Source organism: Amycolatopsis thailandensis, assembly GCF_002234405.1.
Classification (GTDB): Bacteria; Actinomycetota; Actinomycetes; order Mycobacteriales; family Pseudonocardiaceae; genus Amycolatopsis; species Amycolatopsis thailandensis.
The window spans coordinates 51345-71214 of record NZ_NMQT01000123.1; the positions used below are offsets into that span (position 1 = coordinate 51345).

Annotated in this window: 4 protein-coding genes; all 4 read right to left on the reverse strand. The window is 70.6% G+C overall.

Going from position 1 to position 19870, the window contains the following annotated elements; translation table 11 throughout:
• Window positions 1-53 precede the first annotated feature (53 nt).
• A complete protein-coding gene (locus CFP71_RS32415) occupies window positions 54-16145 on the reverse strand; it encodes a WXG100-like domain-containing protein (RefSeq protein WP_093937752.1) in 16092 nt (5363 codons plus the stop codon).
• A gap of 71 nt (window positions 16146-16216) precedes the next feature.
• A complete protein-coding gene (locus tag CFP71_RS32420) occupies window positions 16217-17323 on the reverse strand; it encodes a hypothetical protein (protein WP_093937753.1) in 1107 nt (368 codons plus the stop codon).
• Between the two features lie 229 nt (window positions 17324-17552).
• Window positions 17553-17870: a hypothetical protein gene (locus tag CFP71_RS32425; protein WP_093937754.1), complete on the reverse strand. Its 318-nt coding sequence runs from the start codon at window positions 17868-17870 to the stop codon at window positions 17553-17555.
• A 10-nt stretch (window positions 17871-17880) separates the two neighbouring features.
• The gene (locus tag CFP71_RS32430) at window positions 17881-19866 is read right to left on the reverse strand and encodes a hypothetical protein (RefSeq protein ID WP_093937755.1); all 1986 of its coding nucleotides are present in this window, start codon (window positions 19864-19866) and stop codon (window positions 17881-17883) included.
• Window positions 19867-19870 lie beyond the last annotated feature (4 nt).

Sequence of the window (19870 nt, forward strand, 5' to 3'; positions counted from 1 at the left end):
CGCACCACGCAGGAGAGGCGGCAGAACCGCCGGTGGTTCCCGCGTCCCGGAAGTCACGGGGTGGCCTGGGCGACAGCGTCGTCGAACAGCTTCGCGAGCTCGTTGAACTTCTGCTCGTATGAAGGCTTCTTGCCGTCGCTCCGGTTCGAGTACGCGAGCCGGTGATCGCCGGGGACCGGCACGTGCCCGCCGTCCTCGTCCTCCGCCATCCCGATCAGGGTGTCGAAGCCGTCGCGCACGTCTCCGGTCTGGTCGTCGACGAACTTCGCCTGGTTGCTGTAGGAGGAGAAATCCGCCTGGTAGTACTGGTGGAACTCACGGAACAGGTTCCGGACGTCGGAGGCGCTCGGCGCCGTGTCGTCCGGCCGTTTCGCCTGGAAGGCCACGCCGCGGATGAAGTCGTACACCCTCTTCGCGTCCAGGTCCTTGTCGCGGAAGTAGTAGCCGAACGGGTCCGAGTCGACGATCCGGCAGGCCAGCTCGAAGTCCCGGCGGCTCGTCCACAGTCCTTCGTGCCGCCGCATCTGCTGGATGGCGCCGCGGTGCTCGGGTTCGCGGTCATGGCTGAGCTGGGCGTCGCCGAACTGCCTCTTGGAGTTCACCTTCTCCATGTCGTGGAACAGGATCGCCTTCGCGATCGCCTCCCTCGACACGAACCGGGCGGCGTCCTCGTGGCCTTCGGTGATCTTCAGGTACTGGTTGAGCACCATCTGGGCGTGCTCGCCGAACGTGTTCCGGGTCGAATCGCCCGGCGCCCGGTCGGCGCGTCCGTCCTGCTTCTTGACCGTCTCGGCGAACTTGCGTGCCAGCAGCTCGTGCGGATCGGTCACCCCTTCGTCCACTCTGGACACCAGCTCGTCGACGATCACCTTCCCCGAACGCGCGTTCGGGGCCGCGAGCTGGGTCTTGATCGTCTGCGCCAAGGCCTTACCCGCTGCCTGGTGTTTCGCGAGAACGGCCGCGTCATGGTTCTGCGTGTAGCCGAACTCGGCGTTCTCCCGCCAGAGGCCGAACTCGTTCGAGAACGGCGCGCCCTCGATGTGGTTCTCGACGAGCACCGAAAGCCGGGTGTTGAAGTCCACCTTGATCCGGCGTTCGTCGATCGCGACGGTCGACCCGATTTCGGCCTGCGTCGCGTATTCCGGCACGAGGTCCATGAACTCGTCGACCTGGGTCTCGGTCACCTTGGTGAACGTCGCTCCCACGAGCAGCTCCGGCCTCCGCGCGGCCACGACGACATCCGCCGCGAAACTGTCCCGGAAGGCCGGTGCGACGAGTTTGCCCACGTTCTTGCGGGCGAGTTCGGTCTTCAGCGCGTCCGCGACGGCTTCCTGCCGTCCGACGAAGATCTCACGCAGGGCGTCTTCGTCCTTGTCGATGAGTTTGTCCTTCGTGACCACGCGCAGGGCCTTGGGCACGACCGTGGACTTGATCTGCGCGGCGTAGGTCTCCGGCGCGATCCGCACCCCCGACTCGGCGAACAGTTTCTTGAGCCCTGGATCGGCTTCGAGGCCTTTGGTGATCCCGCGGACGAAGGCGTCACCGCGCGCCCCGCTGAGGTAGCCGCGCTTCGCCTTGCCCAGCGCCTCCAGCTCGTCTCCCCACTCACGGTGCAGGGCGTCGATCCGCTCGCGGACGACGTCGTGGACGACCGGGAGGATCCTTTCCCCGAGCCCTTCGTCCACCACGTCGGCGCCGAGCTGGTCCACCAGGCCGGCGCGCACCGCCCCGGCCACCACCTCCGCCGTCTTCTCCGCGATCTCCGGGTGCTCTTTCAGAGCGGCGCGAAGGTTCTCGATGGTGTCGTACCGCAAGGTGTTCCCCGGGTCGACCTCCTTGATCACCGCGGTCAGGATCACCTGCGGCGGGTTCAGCAGGTTCTTGACGGGCCCGAGCACCGCGGCCTTGAACTCCTTCTGACTGACCGGGATCCCCTCGGCGCCGTAGGTCCGGGTGGCGAGGTCGATCGCGGTCCCGATCCCGCCGGCGAGCTGCTCGACCGGCCCCTTCCCGGGGCCGAAGGTGTTGACGAACTCGTGCATGTCCTCCACCCGGCGCTGGGGACTGTCGGTCACCACGGCGTCCGATTCCCCGGGGATGCTGTCGGTGGCCGGGGTGAAGTAGATGTCCGGCGAGCCCTTCCAGGTGTGGTAGTGATTGCCGAGTTTCCTCGCCATGTTCCGCAGTGCGACCGGGTTGTTGCGGAAGTTCTTGCGCCCCTCGGAAGACCACGTGAACCACGGGTCGTTCTCGCGGCCCAGCCGCGCGGAATCGAAGTCCGGGCGCAGGCCGAGCCGGGAGTACAGATCGCCGATGGCCTCCTGGCGGCCCGCGATCCCCGGCATCGTGTCTTCGTGCCCGGCCTTGGTGTAGGTGACCAATGAGCCCTTGAGGGCCTTCTTCTGCAAGGCTTCGTAGTCGATCCCCCGCACGCCGAACTGGTTCGTGTCCCCGTTCTGGTCGACGTTCATCGACAGTCTGTTGCCCTCGGCCTCCGTCTCGACGGTGGCTTGCGTACTCGTTTCGAGGAACGTCGGGAGCGGGACCAGGAACGACCGCAGCACCGGCGGGATCCCGGGCTTGAGGTGCACGTCGGTCTCGTACTTCGAGAGCCACTGCACCGCGCGCAGGGGGCGTCCGCCACCCGCCCAGAAGACCTTCGGTCCTTCACGGCCCACGCCGCTGAACGGCAGGACGGTGCCGTCGGATGCCTGGTGCACGTCCTTGTGTTCCTTGCCCTGCTCGGCGGGCGACAGGACCGCGGTGTAGATCCGGACGTAGTGCTCCCCCTTGACCGTCTCGACCTCGAACTCGCCGCGGTGCACCACTTTGAGGTCCTTGCCGCTCCGCAACACGGTGGGGCCGGGGTAGCTGACCTTCGGTCGTCCGATGTGGACGTTCTCCTTGGTGCCGAGGTAGGCGTCCGTACCGTCGACGTCGGCGCGCAGGATGTGCACGGGACGCCCGGTCTCGTCGCCGTGGCTGGTCCACGAGCCGTCCGGGCCGAGTACGTGGACCTGGACGTCGGCGGCCCTGGCGAGCGCGTCGAGCTCGAACCCGTCCGGATGTTCTTTCGCGAACCCGGCGATCTTCCCGGTGATCCGAGCGTGTTCACGCGGCGCGCGATCGGGGAGGCTCGCCAGCACCGCCTCTCGGAAGGAGTCGTGCGGCGTGACTCCTTCGACCAGAACAGGTTCGGAGCCGTGCTTGGTCAAGAGCTCCTGCTGCGCCTCCGTCACGACGCCGCGGTCGAGTACCTTGCCCGGGTACGGGTCGGTGACCGCGACCGAGTTGACCGTGACCGCCGACTTCGCCGACGTCCCCGACGTCCCCGACGGGTTCCGTTCGACCGGTGCCGGTCGCACGTCCACGCCGACAGGCCGGGGGCCGTGGGCCACGGGATCGGTGACGACCGTGATCACGGCACGACGGCGGGCTTGCCGAGAGGTCGTCCCGTCCGGCGAGGAAGCGGAAACGACCCTGACGGCGGCCGGCGACAGCACGTCCGCGTCGCTCCCCTGCCTCTCCAGTTCGCTCGCGACGGCGGCGCGCAACGCGTTCACGGTCGCTTCGGCTCGCGCGTTCCCCGTCCGGACGGCCTGCCCGATGCCGAACAGGGCCCCGTTGCCGAAGCCGGTCACTTCCACCACCGGGGACGGCAGCCCTTGCTCGCGCCGCGCCACCGCCGTCGCCACCACTTGCCTCGCGACTTGCCCGACCTTCGCCAAAGCTGCCTGGTCGAGGTCCTTGCTGCCTTCCCGGAAGGAGATCTCCTCCGTCGTGCGGCCGGAGTCTTCGGCCAGCCGCACCGCACCGTCCAGCTCTTCGACCGGTTTCCCGACGACGTAGCCGGGCACCGGACCCGTGCGCCAGGTCTCCCTGTCCTCGACCACGATGTGCGCGCCGATCGGGAGCGTCTCGCCCCGGGAGCCGGTGAGGTGCACCCAGTTCCCGTTCGGCGCGACCACGGGCAGGCCGGCCGCGTCGATCCCGACCTTGCCGGTCACCACCAGATGACCCGGTCCGTTCGTTCCGCCGGCGCCGGGCACGAAGTACACCGGGCCGTCGGGGGCGACGGCCTCCGCGTCGATCCCCCGGGCGCGAAGTTCGGCCAGTACCCGGGCCGCGAACGATTTGCCGCCGCCGCTGCCCGCGCCGCACGACGCGAACATCACCGGCTTCTCGCCGTCCCACAGTCCATCGTCCTTGGCGCTTGCCAGCAGGGTCGCCACGTCGGACGGGCTCAGCGGGGTGCTCCCGGCGCCGCGCACCGGGGCGCCGTTCGTGTCACCGTGCGCGAGGAAGGTGAAGAACCTGTCGTCGGCCGGGTAACCGCCGACGACGCCTTCCAGGCTCGCGTCGTCGAGCCTGATCCCGCGGTTCCCTTCGAGCGGGACGGCCTCGATCCGGTGTGACGTCGGCACCAGCACGTCGAAGACGGCCTTGGTGACCGAGGCCTGCTCGGCGGGTTTACGCAGCGTCTCGGCCGTGACGGGCCGCTCGGCGCTCTCGATGTGCGCCAGCACTTCCGTGAGGTCGCCGGGCCGGCCGAGGCGTTCGGCGGCGAGCTCCAGATGGTCCAGGGTGATCGTGGCCTGCTCGGAGAGCCGCAGCTCGGCGCGTGCCACGTCGGCCAGCACGCGCATCGAGGCAAGCCTCGCCACCGTGAACTCGCCGCCCGACTCGGCGAGCAACGCGGCAGCGTGCCAGACCGAGCCCGTTTCCTGGTCGCCTGCCGCTTCCTCCACCGCGGAGTCCGCCCGGGTCGCACTGGCCAGCCGGGACAGGTCCGACGGTGTGTCGAACGGGCCGTAGCCCAGCGAGGCCAGCAGATCCAGCGCGCGTGCTTCACGGGGACTAGGCGTACCGGAGACCCAGAACCCGTCCGGTGGATCGTCCACGGGCCGAGGTCCGTTGGCGGTGGTCATGGTCGCCCGCACCTCCCGGCGGGCGGCCCTCGCGTCGGGCGCCCCCGGTGGCTTCGCGCCACCGTGTGAGACCACGTTGACGGGGATACGGTCCGCGGACAGCCGTTCCTCGCCCTGGGGAAGGTCTTTCTGCTTCTCGCGGATCAGTTCGTCGAGCTTGCTCCGGAAGAAGGTCTCCGCGAGCTGAGCACGCCGAAGTCCTGTCCTGGTGCCGTGGAGGCGCGAGTTCCCGTACCCCTCCAGCAGGACTTCCGGCATGGGCAACTTGTTGCGGTGACGCCACAACGCGGTCTTGGTGACCTCTTTCGCCAGCGTGGTGAGACGGCCGATCGCGGTGGGCTCCAGCCGCTGCCTGCCCTGGGTCGCGAGCTCGACCGGATTCCACGTCTTGCCCATCGGGGCCTGATAGGACGCGCTGGAGACCACCGAGGTGGTGACCATGACCAGCGGATTCGCGAGCGTCTGGACGTACCCGAAGTCCTCGACCTGGGCGCTCTGTTCGAAGAACGTCCTGCCCTTCTTCTGCTGGTACAGGCGAAGGAGCCAGGACCTGCCGAGCGACGGCAGCCGATCGCCGGCGAGCCCGGAAAGGGCTTGGCGCGCCTCGGCTCTGGCGTTGCGCCAGCCCCAGTCCTCGTCGACGTCTTCGATGTCCGGGCGGGCTTCGATCTCACGCATGGTCGACAACGCCTCGACGAAGCGCCGCTCCAGCGTTCCGGGCGGATGCCGGTCGATCTCGGCTTTCAGCCCGTCACCGAGCCGGTCGATGTTCTTCCGGATCGCGTCGTCGAGGAGTTCGGCCCGCATCTTCGATTGGCGGGAGATCTCGACGGACACCTGCGCGCCGTCGTTCTCCGAGTTGAGGACGACGGCACCGAAGTGGTAGCCGAAGAACTGTTCGAGCTGTTCCGCGTCGGCACGGGAGTAGTTCAGCCCGTAGTCGGGTCCGTCCGCGCCCGGCACGGCGACCGACTGCGCGACGTAGGCCTCACCCGGCTCGGCCCACGCGTACTGGTTCACCCCGAGTGCCGCGGCGGCCCGGTCCAGTTTGGCCCGTGCGCCGGTACCGGCTCGCAACGAGGTCCCGTACTCCTTACCGCTCAGCGGGCTGTTCACCCCGGCGGACCGCATGGCGAGCGCGACCTTCGCCGGATCGATCGCGGCGTCCTCGTCCGTTCCCGCGGCGAACTTCGCCAGCGCGTCCGCCACCTCGTACGTGCCGTGGAACCGGAACGCCCCGCCGTCCCGCACCGGGGCGAGGACGGGCGGCCCGTCGCCGGATCGCAGCACCGCTTGCCGGGGCGGGGCGCCCATGATCGCGCCGGCGAACTCGCTGCACACCGCCGACGGCGGTTCCTTGAAGAAGGGCTTCACCATCACGAGCGTCCGACCGCCGGCCAGGACCTTGTTCCCCGGGTTCACGACCAGCGAAACCTTGCTGCCGAGTTCGGAAAGGCGCGCGTTCACGGAGGCGACCCGCGACTCGGTCGCGTAGAACTCCCGGAAATGCCCGCCCTCCATCACCGGCAGTGCGAGCGTCTTGTCCGAGGAGAAGGAGATCAGCGGGTGATCGACGGCTTCGCGTGCGATCACAGGCACGGAGAAGGGGAACTCGTCGCTGTCCACCACGGTGCCGTAATAGTCGAAGCGCGTGAACGGCGCTTCGGAGCCGTCCGATTCGACTTCGTAGTCGAGCGTGGCTTCCGCCAGCACCGAGTCCAGGGAGGAAGCGCTGACCTCCGAGCGCTGGTCGTCTTCGACGGAATTCCCGAGGTCGTCCAACCCGGCCCAGAACCCGTCGTCGGCCTGTTCCGCGTCGTCGTACAACACCGGACGGGCCGGTTCCCGGGGCGCGAACCGGATCAGCGTTTCGGTGGCGTTGTCGACGTCGAAACCGTCAGGCACGCCGTCGCGGCCCAGCGGTGTCGTGAGGGTGACGGATCCGAGCAGCGGCAAGTCCTGTCCGACGTCGTCGGTCAGCATCGAACCGGTGGCGTCCGGGTGGCGGACATGGGTCGCGTCGGTGCCGATCAACGACACCCAGCCGTCCGGGGTCTCCCGCTGGACGACACCGTCGAGAACGCGGTGCCGCGGCGGAAGGGTTTCCGCCGGGTCGTGATACTCGGCCCGGCGCCGGTAGTAGCGCTCGGAGACCCTCGGGCGGATGGCCGGTGGCAGCGCGTCCAGGTCCGGGGACACCGGCTCGAACCGCGCGACCAGCCCGATGCAGTGCTCCGGCATGCCGAGGTAGACGTCCCACGCGGTGACCGTGTGCGCGGTCAGCCCGGCGGGCGCGGGCTGGGCGCCGTCGAGCGCGTGGCGAAGCGCGTCCGGGTTGACCGGTCGCACGTCGAACACGGTTCCGGTGGTGTCCGCCAGGTGCTGGAAGTGCCGTTGCGACGCGCGGTCGAGCCCGTACTCCCGCTCGATCCCGGAGTCGTATCCGTCGGATTCGCCGGTCTCGGACCGGTTCGGAGCGGGCCTCGAAGCCGTCCTCGTGTCGACGTCGCGGGTCGCGAGGTACTCCCCGCCCGACGTCCGCACGATCCGGACGGGCCGCGGTCCGGCGGGGCCGTACGCGAGGTCGTCCCCGTTCTCGGTCACGACGTGCAGCCGGACCCCGAAGGCTTCGGCGATCTTCGCCGCGGTCGTGTTCCGCAGGGTCGCGCCCAGTTCCCGCAGTTCCGCCTGGCGTGACGCCGACTCGGGAGCGACGGCGGCGGCGATCGCGGCGATCAGGTTCCCGGTGACCGGCTCCCCGCCGGCGGGCACCGCTGTCTTGCCGAGCCGGAAGAGGGTGTCCTGCTGGGCGCCGGTGAGCCCCGGGGGCACCGGAACCCGCGCCGTGGCGAGGAAATCGGCCGACGACGTCAACGCGACCCGCACCGGCTCGCCGTCGTCGGGACCGAGCCGGACCGTCCCCCCGTCCTCGGTCAGCAGCTCCAGGCGGACGTCGAGCGCGACCGCGACCTCCTCCGGGGTGGCCTGCCGCAGAGCGGCGGCGCGGTTCCGCAGTTCCGCTTGGCGCGCCGGGGAATCCGGCGCCAGCGTCCGGGCGATCGCCTCGACGAGGTTCGCTCCCACGGTGTCGCCACCGACCTGGACGACCTCCCTGCGCTCGTGGCCGAGGGCCGCCCGCTGCGCGTCGGTCAGTCCGGCGTCGGCGGCGGGCCGGACGCCCGGCAGCGCGTCCTGGCCGGGGTCGGTGAGGCGGTGACCCGGGCCCAGCTGGCTGTGCAGGACGTGCTGGATCATCCAGGTGTGGCGGGGCATCAGCTTCGGCGTCACGCCGGGCTTGACGACGTCCTTGCCCATGATGCTTTCGTCGCCGGTGACGACACCGGTCGTGCCGTCGTCCTCCCGGCTGAGGAACACCCGGTCCTTGTCGTGTTCTTCGTCGGCCGCGCCGAGGTAGTGCAGCAGCTCGTGGGCCAGTTCCTCCGGGGTGGCGTCGGAGCGCCAGGTGGTCTGGGTGGTGCGTTCGTCGTCACCGGCGACGACGTCGTACGCGCGGTACCGGGGGTTGCCGTCCCGGTCGGTGAGCCGGTCGCTGGTGAACTCGATCCGGACGTGCAGCTGATCGCCGTTCGGCAGGCCGTGGCGTTTGTTGATCAGCCTCTCGACACCGGCCGTGGCGCGCTCCCGCAGCTGAGCGAGCTGCTCGTCGGTGGTGCCGCGGCCGGGCACGAGGTTGATCGGCACGGTGAACTCGGTGACCCCCCGGTCGCCGACCTTGAAGCGGCTGACGCCGTACCGGATCACGCCGTCGTAGCGTTTGTCCTTCCCCGTCCGGAAGGTGGTGAGCACGTCGGCGGTCTCGGTGGCCACGGACCGGCTCGGCGTCATCGCCCGCAGCGGCTCCCACTGGGCCGGGTCGAGGGGGTTCGCCACCGAGAACCAGGGCGCGTCGGTTTCCCTGCTGTGCCGCCACTTCTCGTCCTCGGGGGTGGCGGGCCGTGCCGTGATCCGCGCGAATTCGGCGTCCAGCGCGCCTTTCGCCAGCCACCAGGCGTCCTGTTTGGTGTCCACGAAATCGAGCCACGCCGCTTGGAGCCCGGCCTGGGTGCGGACCAGCTGCTCCGCCGCCGCGACCCGCTGCTCCCGCGCTTCGGCCGCCGAGGCTTCGGCGGCGGCCAGCGTTTCCCGTTCCTCCGCGAGGACTTCGCGGAACAGGTCGCGCCGCTCCTTCGCCTCGGACCGCGCGGCGGCCAGCCGCCGGACGTCGTCCAGCGCCGTGGCGAGGTCCTGGTTCGTCTCGGCGAGGTCCACCCGCCCGCGTGCCGCCGCCAGTTCGGACGACAGCACCCGGAAGGCGCGGTCCGCGTCGGCGGTGCCACGGGCGAGGTCGTCGAGGTCGGTGGTCCTGGCCGTCAGCCCCGCCAGCACCTCGTCGGTCGCCGCGGCCACCCGGTCATGGTGCAGCCGCGCGGCCTCGGCGAGGTTTTCGGCTTCCCGTAAGGCTTTCTCGGTCTCGCGGGCGTACCGGTGGTGCCGGTCCTCCAGCGTGCCGGGACGGCGGACCCTGGCCGCGTCGACAGTGGCGTTCCAGTCGACGGCGGCACCGAGCTTCTTCACCAGGTCTTCGGCACGGCGGCGCTGACCTTCCGCGCCGACCTCGGCGTCCCGCCACGCTTTCGCTGTCCTGGCGACCCTTCCCTGCCGTGCCTTCAGGATGCGCGACGTCTTCTCCCCGGTGACGTCCGTCAGCCCCTCGATCGGCATCCGCACGTCCGCCGAGCCGGGCATCGACACATCGACGACCTCGGTACGGCCGTCGACCTCGACCACGATCCGGTAGTCCACGTCGAACCGCACGAGCGCCGTCCGCCCGACCGGTTTGAGGTTCGCGACGGCGGACACGGTGGTGCCGTCGACCGTGGCGTCGGCGGGCTCGCTGGTCCATCGCGCGTCGGCGCCGGTGACCAGGCCGCCGACGTTGTCCTTCTCGTTGACCGGCGTGACCGTCGGTCCGGTGACGCCCAGCTCGCCGACCTCGGCGACCTTCCGCTCGGTCGAGCGGGCCGTGGTCGAGTTCTTCGGGTTCTCCAGGTTGACGCCGTCGCTCAGCGCGATCGTCCGCGGTTTGCCGAGCCGCGCGTGCACCTCGACGTTCGCCCGCTTGCCCCGCAGGACGGCCGCCTCGCGCAACGCGGGCACGGGCAGGCTTTTCGTCGTCATGGCGGGCAGGAACGCCTGGAGCACCTGAGGGCTCAGGCTCGACCAGAGGGCGTTGACCGGTGCGGTGCCGTAGCCGGTGATCCCGTTGTCCGCCCCGGCCTTGGTGAGGGTGTCCCGGACGACTTCGCGCAGCCGGGCGGCGGCACGCACGGATTCCACCGACGCCATGTCGGGCAGCGTGGTGACGGTCCCCCGCCGCCAGTCCTCCAGCGCGGCGGGCGTGGCGTCCGCCGCGGACAGCGGATCCGGTTCCGTGTCCCCACCGGTGTCCGGCTCCCGATCGGTGCCGGCGGTCAGGTTGTCGGCCAGCAGCCGGACGCCGAGCGACTGCTTCCCCGTGCCCGCCGCCGCGACGGTCTTCCCGTCACGCCGTACCTCGAGGGTGAACTCGATCGGCACGTCGAACAGCGCGGCGGGCCCGGTCCCGGTCCGCAGCCGCGTTTCCTGTTCGGTGCGGACCTCCGTGGTGCCGGTGACCTTGACCGCGCCGATCCCCTTGGTGACCGCGCCGCCGACCGACGTCGCCGTGGCGTCGCCGTCGTCCTGGTACTTCTTCTGCCCGCCCGCTCGCACCGAGGCCGACCACGCCGTGGACGTACTGTCCGTGTGGACGGTCCGGACAGCGCGGACGGTGCTGTGTTCGACCGCCCTGCCGTCGTTGACGACTTCGCGGAAAGCCGGATCCCCCAGCGTTTTCGCCGTCAGCAGGACCTGATACCCGCTGTCGGTGAACAGTTTCGGCAGATGCGCGTGCAGCGGGATCCCGCCGTCCAGCGCGCTGTCCACCAGTCCGCGCACGCCGTCCGGCGAGACGAGACCGGTCAGCCGCGCCCAGTTGTGCATCGCGTCGTTCAAGGACACACCGGGCAGCAACGAGATCTTGGCCTCGGCCAGCTTCGCGGACAGCTTCGGCACGAGACCGGACAGGTCGGGCAGCCGCTCGACGGCGCCCAGCCCCAGCGTTCCCGGCTTCCCCTTCGGCAGCGTCGCGGGCGCCGTGAGCCGCTCGTCCCGTTCGCGCGGACCGGCGGGCTTCGCGGGCAGGAGACCGTGTTCCCGTGCCTGGCCTTCGGTGAGCCACACCTGCACCGCGCCGGGCAGGTGGACCGTGCGGGCGGCGACCCTGGCGTCCGGGCGGATCAACGCGGTCTGCTGCCGCGCCTCGGCGAGCACGGTGAAGTCGACGTCGAACCGGGCCAGCACCCGCGGGGTACCGGCCGCCGTGGTCACGTTGCGGTCCACGACCGCGGAGATGTCGAGGCCGTCGGCCTTCGTGGTCGTCTTCGCCCACGGTTTGCCGGACAGGCCGCCGGTCGCCGTGCCGGTGGGATCGCCGGTCGCCGAACCGGTGACCGTCACGCCCGCGGTGATGGCCGGGCCGGTGCTCTTGCTCGCGCCGCCGTCGAACCGGAACCCGCCCGAGGTGGACCGTTCCGAGCCCGCGTCGTCCGACATCCGGACCAGGGTGGGTTCGCTCAGCTTCGCGTGGACGCCGATCCTGCCGACGCGGTCCGCCAGACGGCGGGAGTGGACGAGGTCGGTGCTCACCACGCCGCGGGTGAACGACCTCAGCGCCGCCTTGATGTTGTCGGTACCCAGCATCGCCTGCACGCTGGTCCAAGCGTCGCTGCCGGGCAGCGCGAGCGCCCGGTCGCCGTCCGACGCCTCCACCAGCGCCGCCAGCGCGGCCTTGCCGACGTGCCCGGTGTGGGCGATGCTCTCCACCCCGATCCAGTCGTCGACGGCGGGCGGTTCGAGTTCCTGGAAGTGCCCGGTGATCGACCGCGGCGGGTCGAGTTCGCGGATCTCCGGGGCACCGGGGGCGACCTGATCGGCCTTCGCGGGCAGCGTCAGGCTGTCCGACATCCACACCGTGAAGTTCGCCGGGAGCGAGTCGGCTCCGTCCGCCGTCTCGGTGGACCAGATCCGCCGGACGTCCGGCACCTGGGTGCCCGGCAGTCCCGGCAGCATCTGCCGGACCGTCGCGTTCAGCCGCGAGAATCCGGTGATCGTGACGACGAACCGGCCTTCGTGCTCGAACCCCTCGGAGTCGGCGCTGCCGATGTCGAGGTCCGTCGATTCGGTGACCGGCCCCGCCCCGGTCCGGGTGCCGCTGCTGCTGCCGTACTTCGCCGAGGCCGTTCCCGTCGCCCCGAAGGTCACCTTGCCCTCGGGTCCGGCCGTCCAGCCCTTGCTCGTCGCGGAGGACGAGCCGAGCGCCGGGCCGGTGGTCGTGGCGTTGCGGATCACCCGGCCGGTCGCCCGCCCGATGTGCTTGGGGGGCTTCGCTTCCAGCCGCACCGTGATGGTGATGTTGTCCTGCCGGAGGACGCCTTGGCGTTTGAGCGTCACGGACACCCCGGCGCCCAGCAGCGCGTCCATCCGGTTGCGCAGCGCCGACGGCGACAACATCGCCTGCAGCCGGTGTTCGTTGGCCAGCGTCTCCAGTGCCCGCGCCGGACCCGGGGGTTTCGCCCCGGGGCCCTTCTCGTCCCAGTCCGGCAGCAGATCCTTGTACTCACCCGCCTTCCGGAGCCGGTCGCGGATCTCCGTCAGCACGGCGTCGGCGCCGGTGAACTCGCCGACCCGCACGTTGCCCGCCGCGAGCCCCGCGGCCAGATGCGCGGGCGGGAACTTCTCCGTCGACGGCGGCGTGATCCCGTCCCCGGTGCCGTCCGGGACCGGCAACCCCTGTTCGGCGGCTTCGGCCAGGCCCACCCGGGCGTAGACGGTCGCCGTGGTGGTGGTCTCCCTGCCGTCCAAGGCCTGCACGACGATCCCGGCTTCGAACCGGTAGAGACCGATGTCGCCCTTGAGCTGGATGCCGGCTTTCGCCGTCGACGTCCGGCCGGCCACCACGGTGTCCACCGTCCGCGCCGAGTAGCCGCCGCCGAGTCCGGCGGCGATCTTCACCCCGTTGACACCGCCACCGCCGCCGAACGAGACGGAGGCGTCGAACCCGCGTTTGGTGAAGGCGGAAACGGTCGAGCCGGTGGTCGCGGATTCGTGCAGCCGGAGCTGGGTCGCGGTGGTGGGGCCGACGAACTCGGCCTTGGTCAGCACGGCCTTCATCCGCACCGCCGCCACCTTGCCGCCGTCCGCGCTGAGCAGGGCGGGCGAGCTGACCCAGCCTTCGAGCATGGCGCCGAAGTTCTCCCGGATCCCGGCGGTGCCGAGGAACGCGCGCAACGCGTCCCGGCCGGGGGCGCCGAACGCGGTGACGGACCGGTGCAGCAGTCCCGCCGTACCGGTGAACACCTCGGCGAGGTCGGTGACCGCCTCGGGCACCGGATTCCGCAGTTTGCGCCCGACGTCGGCGGTCAGCTCCTTCGCGGTCAGCCCGGCGGGCGGCGTGACGCGGACCAGGTCGTCGGGCAGCCGCACGGTGACCTTGCCGTGAACCGGTTTCGCGCGTTCTTCACCGGCGGGCGGGCCGACTTCGGCGCCGTTTTCGTCGTGGACGCCGACGGTGAACCCGACGTTCAGGCCCACCCGCCGGGATCCCTCGCCGGACCGGATCGCCCGTTGGTCCGAAGTGGACACCGAAACGGTCTGCGTCGCGCCGGGGGTCGCCAGCGCGACCTTGCCGCCGACGGTGAGATACGGGCCGGTCGGCGCCTGCACGGTCGCCGCCGTCCCGAGGTCTCCGGCGCGGAGGACGGCGAGGTTCTCCGCGTTCGCGATCCCGCCCTGGACGGTGAGGTCCGCCTTGGTCTTCTCCCTCGGCTCGCTCACCACGTCGCCGCCGAGGGTCGCCCGGATCCGGACCTCCCGCCAGCCCTTGTCGGTGCGGATCGGGAAATGCAGGCCGTCGAGCGCGGATTCGAAATCGTCGTGGACGGCGTTCTTGATCGCGTCGAGCTGCCGCGGTCCGGCACCGGGCAGCAAACGGGCCAGCTCGTCGCGCAGTTCGCCGGTCCCGTCGACGGTCAGCACCGGCGCCGAGCCCAGGGCCTGGCCGGCGGCGAGGAACGGCGGGAGATCTTCGCGCGTCAGGTCCTGCTCGTCCTTGGGGGTTTCGGTGGTCTTCGCGGTTGTTTCCGTGGTTTCCGTGGTGGCCGGGACGTGCTCGGACAGCGCCCCCGGTTCCGGACCGTCGAAAAGGTCTTCCGCGAACGGCTTGCCGAGGTCCAGTTCGATGGCGGGAGCCGGTTCTTCCCCGATCCCGGTCACGGTCTGCTCGGCCTGGACCGGCGCGGCGGCCGAGGTCGAGGCGACAGGCTGGTCTTCCGAAGTGGTGCGCAGCGGCGCGGGACGGGTACGCGGCCGTTCCTCTTCTTCCGGCTGCTCGCCGGAGGTGGTCCGCACCGCGGTGGGCGCGGTCTCCTGCTTCGGAGCTTTGACGTCCGTCTTGCCGGGTGAGCTCGTCTTGACCTCCGACGGCGCCTTGGTGTCCGAAGTGGACTTGGGCGCGGGCTTGGCGTCCGAGACGGTCTTCGTGTCAGTGCCCGGCTTGGTGTCCGAAGCAGCACGAGTGTCCGAAGTGGACTTGACGTCCGAAGCCGGTGCGGCGGCCGGGCCGGTGCTCGTCGTGTTCGGCGGCGGGCTCGTGGTGTTCGGCACGGTGACCGGACCCGTGTCGGTCACGTCCGATCCGCGCCCGGTGTCGAGCGAGAGCTCCGTCGGCGGTTTGCCGAGCGAACCGAGGTCGCCGAACTTCTCCTTGATCGAGGTGACCATCGAGTCGAGGGCCTTCTCCCCGATGCCTTCGAGTTTGTGGCTGACGGCGCCGCCGACCACGCCGCCGACGAAGCCCATCCCGTATTCCTCGGGAGAGACCTCCTCGCCGTTGATGGACGCCATCGCCGCTTGGCTCATCACCCCGGAGACGCCCTCGAACAGGAAGGTCGTGCTGAACTCGGCGGCCCTGGCGGCGAGGTTCCCGCCGAGCTTGTCGGTCACGTTGCGGGACAGCACGTCCGGCACGTGGTCGGTGAGCAGGTCCGTGGCGTCCTTGCCCAGCTTGTCGCTGTACGGGTCGAGGACGTCCCGCAGGCTGTCGTTGAACGCCCGGCTGCCGTCGAGACCGTGCTTGCTCCAGTTGTCGACGAACGTGCGGGCGTAGTCGCGGCCGAGCTGCCGGGCCGTGTCGTCGCCGAGTGTCTTGCCGAAGGCGGTGCCGAACCGGTCGGCCACCTGGTCGCTGAAGGTGTCGACGGCGTTCTTCGTGAACGCGGTGGCCGGATCGGCGAGCTGCCTGCCCGCCCGGTCGGTCAGCGTCCGGCCCATGTCGCGGACGAAGGTGTCGGCCAGGGCGTCGCCGCCCGGCAGTTTGAAGTCCTTGAACCGCTTCACCAGGTCGTCGGTGGCGATCTTGCCGAAGTCCTTGCCCAGCAGGTTGCCGACCTTGCGTCCCAGCCGTTCGCCGAGTTCACCGACGGCGCCGCCGAGCACGCCGCCGATCGCCCCCGAGATCAGCGTCTGGTCGGTGGCCTCGGTGTCCCACTGCTTGCGTTCGGTTTGCAGCCGCTGGACGGCGTAGTCGATGAGCAGCCCGCCGGTGATCCCGATGAACAACTCGAACGCGATCGCGCGCACGAGCATCTTGAACAGCGTGAGCAGATAGCTGCGGGTGAGCGCGTAGTGCCAGGTCAGATTCGCGAGTGACGCGCCGCCGGTGAAGGCGGCCAGGGCGTACTCCATCGCGATCTCGTAGGCGAGCATGAACAGCTGGCCGATCGCGGAGTACTTGGCGTACTGGATCTTCAGCGCGATCTCGCGGCAGTTCTCGGCGACCTTGCCCGTGCCGTCGGCCAGTTCCTCCAGCGCGTTCGGCGTGCCGTGGGTCAGCGGCGCCATGCTCTTGTCGAACGATTCCCCCGCCTGCGGCATCGACAACGTCTGGTCGATCCCGCGTTTGACCCTGGCGATCTCGTCCGGGATCTGCCGCAGCTGGTTCGTGACGGTGTCGTACTCCTGGGCCGCCCGCGAGAACTTGTTGTGGTTGGCGGCGGGCCAATCGACGCCGAGGACTTCGAGAAGGGTCCGTGCCCACGCCGGGACCTCGCTGAATTCGTTGCGAACGTCCTTGATGGGCACGGACTACCTCCTGAGCGGTTCACCGGGGACAACGCGGCCCGAGGGCCGGACGGTTCACCGCGCCGCCGGGCTCACGCCTGGCAGTTGGCCTTCACCGTCGCCGCCGCGTGGTGCGCGTAGGTCTTGCTCGAGCCGGACCAGTCGCGGCCGCGGTTGAGCAGCTGGACGGCCAGCTTGGCGCCGTTGATCCGGAAGGTGCCGACGTTCACCCAGCGGCCGCGGTTGCCGACCTGGTCGATCTGGAACGTCCCGACCGGGGTTCCCTTGTCGACGGCGAACCGGTCGAACACGCGGTAGACCGACGGGCTGCCACCCACCTCGGTCACGTCGCCGTTCGGGACGAACACCGACACCGCGCACGAACCGGTGGTCACCGGGCCGGTGTTGAACGTCCACAGCCCATACGCGCTCGTGTCGTCCTTGTTCGCGTCGCCGGACATGGGGATGGAGACGAACGACGTGCCGCAGCCGCCGTTCCCGTGGTTCACCCAGCCCGCCTTGCCGTCGCTGTAGGCCCCGTAACCGGTGAATCCGGTGCCGCCACCGCATCCCCGGCCCGCCGTCCCCTCGTAGGTCACCGTCCTGGCGGCAGGCGGAGCGGGCGGGCCCTGGGGCTGCTGGGCGGGAGGCTGTCCCTGGTGCTGCTGCGGAGCCTGCGCCGGTCCACCACCCGCGGCCGGGGGCGGGCCGCCGGGGAGACCCGCGGTCCCGGGTTCGGCGGGGGCACCCGCCTGGCCGGCCGGAACGCCGTCGGCCGCCTGACCGGGCAGCTGGTTGCCGGGCTGCCCGGCGGGGACACCGCCCTTGTCGGCGGGCGGAGCGGCCAGCCCCGGCACGAAACCGCCGCCCGGCGGGAGATCCTTCGCGTACCCCGCGGCCTCGGGCCCCTCACCGGACTGGTCTCCGCCGAGCAGACCGCTGAACGCCAGCGGGAGGGCGACCAGGACGACACCGGCGACCGCCGCCGCCACGATCACCGGTTTGGACATCCGGCCCGGCGGCGACGCTTCGACGTCCGTGCCCGCGTCCACGACCGGTGGTACGGCACCGGCCGCGGCGGCCTCGGTGGCCGGGGCCGCCGAGGTTTCGTTGTCCGCCTTCGGTTCGGGGACGGCAGGCGCAGCCGGTTCCGTCGCGGCGACCGCGACGGCGGTGGCCTGTTCTGCGTCCGAGGACATGGTGTTCCCGCTTCCTTTGCTGGCTCAGGTCTGGCCGGCGGCACCCGAGCGGCCGCCGGAGGATCGCTAGCGCGTGTTTCACAAGTCGGTTCGCGGTCTTCGCGCCCAGGCGACTCCTGACGGCACGGGCGGATGCGCCCGAGTACGACCCGGTACGAGGCCGATCCGCCCGCACCGCCAGAAGCCACCTGGATCACGAAGCCCATCGAACCGACTTGTGAAACACGCGCTAGCGCTTGAGTCCTCTGTGGACATTCGCGATGTTGTCGTTCTCGGCCATGGCGAGTTTCGCCGCCATCCCCTTGGTGACGTTGGTCTGGTTCTCCACGACCGTGGTGATCGAGGTGAGGGCCTCCTCGATCTTCTTCACCGGGTCACCGAGTTTGGTCTTGAGCTCCTCGCCCATGTCGTCGTCACCACAGGCCTCGATGAGCAGGGCCAGCCGGTCCTTGCCCGGCCCGCTGATCTCGTCCATGGCGCCCGCGACCGTCCGGTACCCCTCGGAGATCTTCCGCATGGCCCTCGGATCCGCCCTGAAATCACTCATGGTCCCGTCCTCATCCGCTGCTGGTGCCTGCTCGACCGGTGGTGGAATCGCCCTGGCCGAACCCGAACGTGAAGTCACGGCTCGGATTCGCGCTCGACCGGGTGCCGCCGGAGCGACGGGTCCGGCGCTCGCGCCTGCCGAGCACACCGGGCGCGACCGTCGGGTCGGTGCCCCAGGTCTCCTCGTCCTCGGCGAGCCAGGTCGACCGGTCGCGTTCCTTGCTCCCGCCGCCCGCGCCCGCGCCACCGCCGACCGAAGGCGGATGGAACGGCACCCCGTTCCCCGTCCCCGTTCCTTTGGGGCCACCGAGGGTCGGCGGTCCGGTGCTCGCCGACGGCTTCCCGCCCGGCGGGGTGAGCGACGACGACGCGTCCGGTGCCACCCCGACCCGGCCGGCGCCGAGCGAGCCGGGTCCACTGTGGAAGTTCGACTGCGGATCGAACTTCGACATCGTCATGGGCAGCGTGTCGGGCGCGCGAAGAGGCGGGAGCTGCGCGGGCGGGGTCCGGCGCAACGACTTGAGATACCGCTCCATCGCCGATTCGCCGCCCGCCCCGGAGGTGACCTTGTCCGGGTACGCCTTGCGCAGCCTGTCCTTCTGGTCGAGGTTGCCGGTGCCCCTCGGGCCGACGATCTCGCCGTTCCCGTTCACCCGGGAGCCCGGCGGCACGATGATCGGCCTGCCGTCCGGCCCCAGTACGGGCTTCCCGTCGGGGCCGATGACGGTGCCGTCGCCACCCACGTGGGACCCGCTCGGCACCTTGAGAGAGGTGTCCGAGCCGCCGCCGACCCGCGTGATCGGCGGCGGGACGGCCCCGCCCGAACCGTTGGTGCCGGTCCGGACGATCGGCGGCGGTGGTGGCGGCACCGAGGACGTGCCGGTGTGGTTCGTGCCGTCGTCCCCGGTCGAACCGTCTCCTCCGCCGGGACCGGCGCCATCGCCGCCGCCGCCCGTGCCGCCGTCACCCGTTCCGGGGCCGCCGGCGCCGTTGCCGCCGGAAAAGTCGAGCACGACCGGTGTCCGGAGCTCCGGCAGGTATCGCATGGCCACCCGGTAGTTCGCGTCGAGCAGGCCCACCGCGCTGGCTCCCCAGCTGTCGGCAACGCCGAGGTGGTCGCGCCAGACCTTCTTCGCCGCCGTTTCGAGCTTTTCGCGCGGTCCGGTCTCGCTGAACCTGCCGCCGAGGATCTTGCTGGCCGGGGTGTTGTCCCCGACGTTGTCCGCGAAGTAGCTGTCGGCCTTGTGGCTGCCGATGTCCGCGGCCAGCGCGGGCGCCTGCCAGATCGCCTGCACCACACCGGTCGGCGTGGACAGCTGCTTACCGGTCCCGGTCACCGCGAACCCGAGTCCGGTGTCGTAGGTGAAGCTTTCGCCTCCCTGCCATCGCGCGCGCCCGTCGACGAACATGCCCGCGGCGTGCTTCAGCAAGTCACCCGCGTCGCGAAGCCCGTCCCACGACGTGCGTTCCCGGCTCATCTGGGCCACGAGGTCCCGGCACGAGTGCGCGAAGCCGTCGAGCAGGGTCCAGAACGCGCCCGCGCCGGTCCCCTGGAAGGCGTCACCGCGGTGGCCGGTCTTGTCCCGCCAGCTCTCCAGCGGGGTGACCTGCGCCGTCAGCCAGGCCGCCGTCCCGCTGAGCGCGTTCGACGCCCGCACGAAGTCGGACTGCCGGGCGACCGTGTTCGAGTCGTCCCGCAGCGAGTCCACGATCTTGTCGCCGTTGGCGAAGAAGGTCGTCGACCACGTGTTCAGTTCCTCGGTCGCGTCGGCGACCGCGTAGTACGACGTGTAGGCCGTCATGATCTCGGCGTGGATCAGGTTACCCGGCACCTTGTTGCTCGGCCCGCGGATGTGCTTGGGCGTACCCCACGTCAGCCACGTGGTGCGGATGGCGTCCTCACGCGACGGCACGATCGGGAAGTCGGGGGCGAGCGCGAAGATGTTGAGCGCCTGCTCCCACACCCACGTCCTGGTGTCCGGTCCACCGAGATCCACCGGG

Excerpts from the sequence above, each read along its gene's own strand:
- CFP71_RS32420 (WP_093937753.1), bottom strand. The coding sequence starts at position 17,323 with ATGTCCTCGGACGCAGAACAGGCCACCGCCGTCGCGGTCGCCGCGACG.
- CFP71_RS32425 (WP_093937754.1), bottom strand. The coding sequence starts at position 17,870 with ATGAGTGATTTCAGGGCGGATCCGAGGGCCATGCGGAAGATCTCCGAG.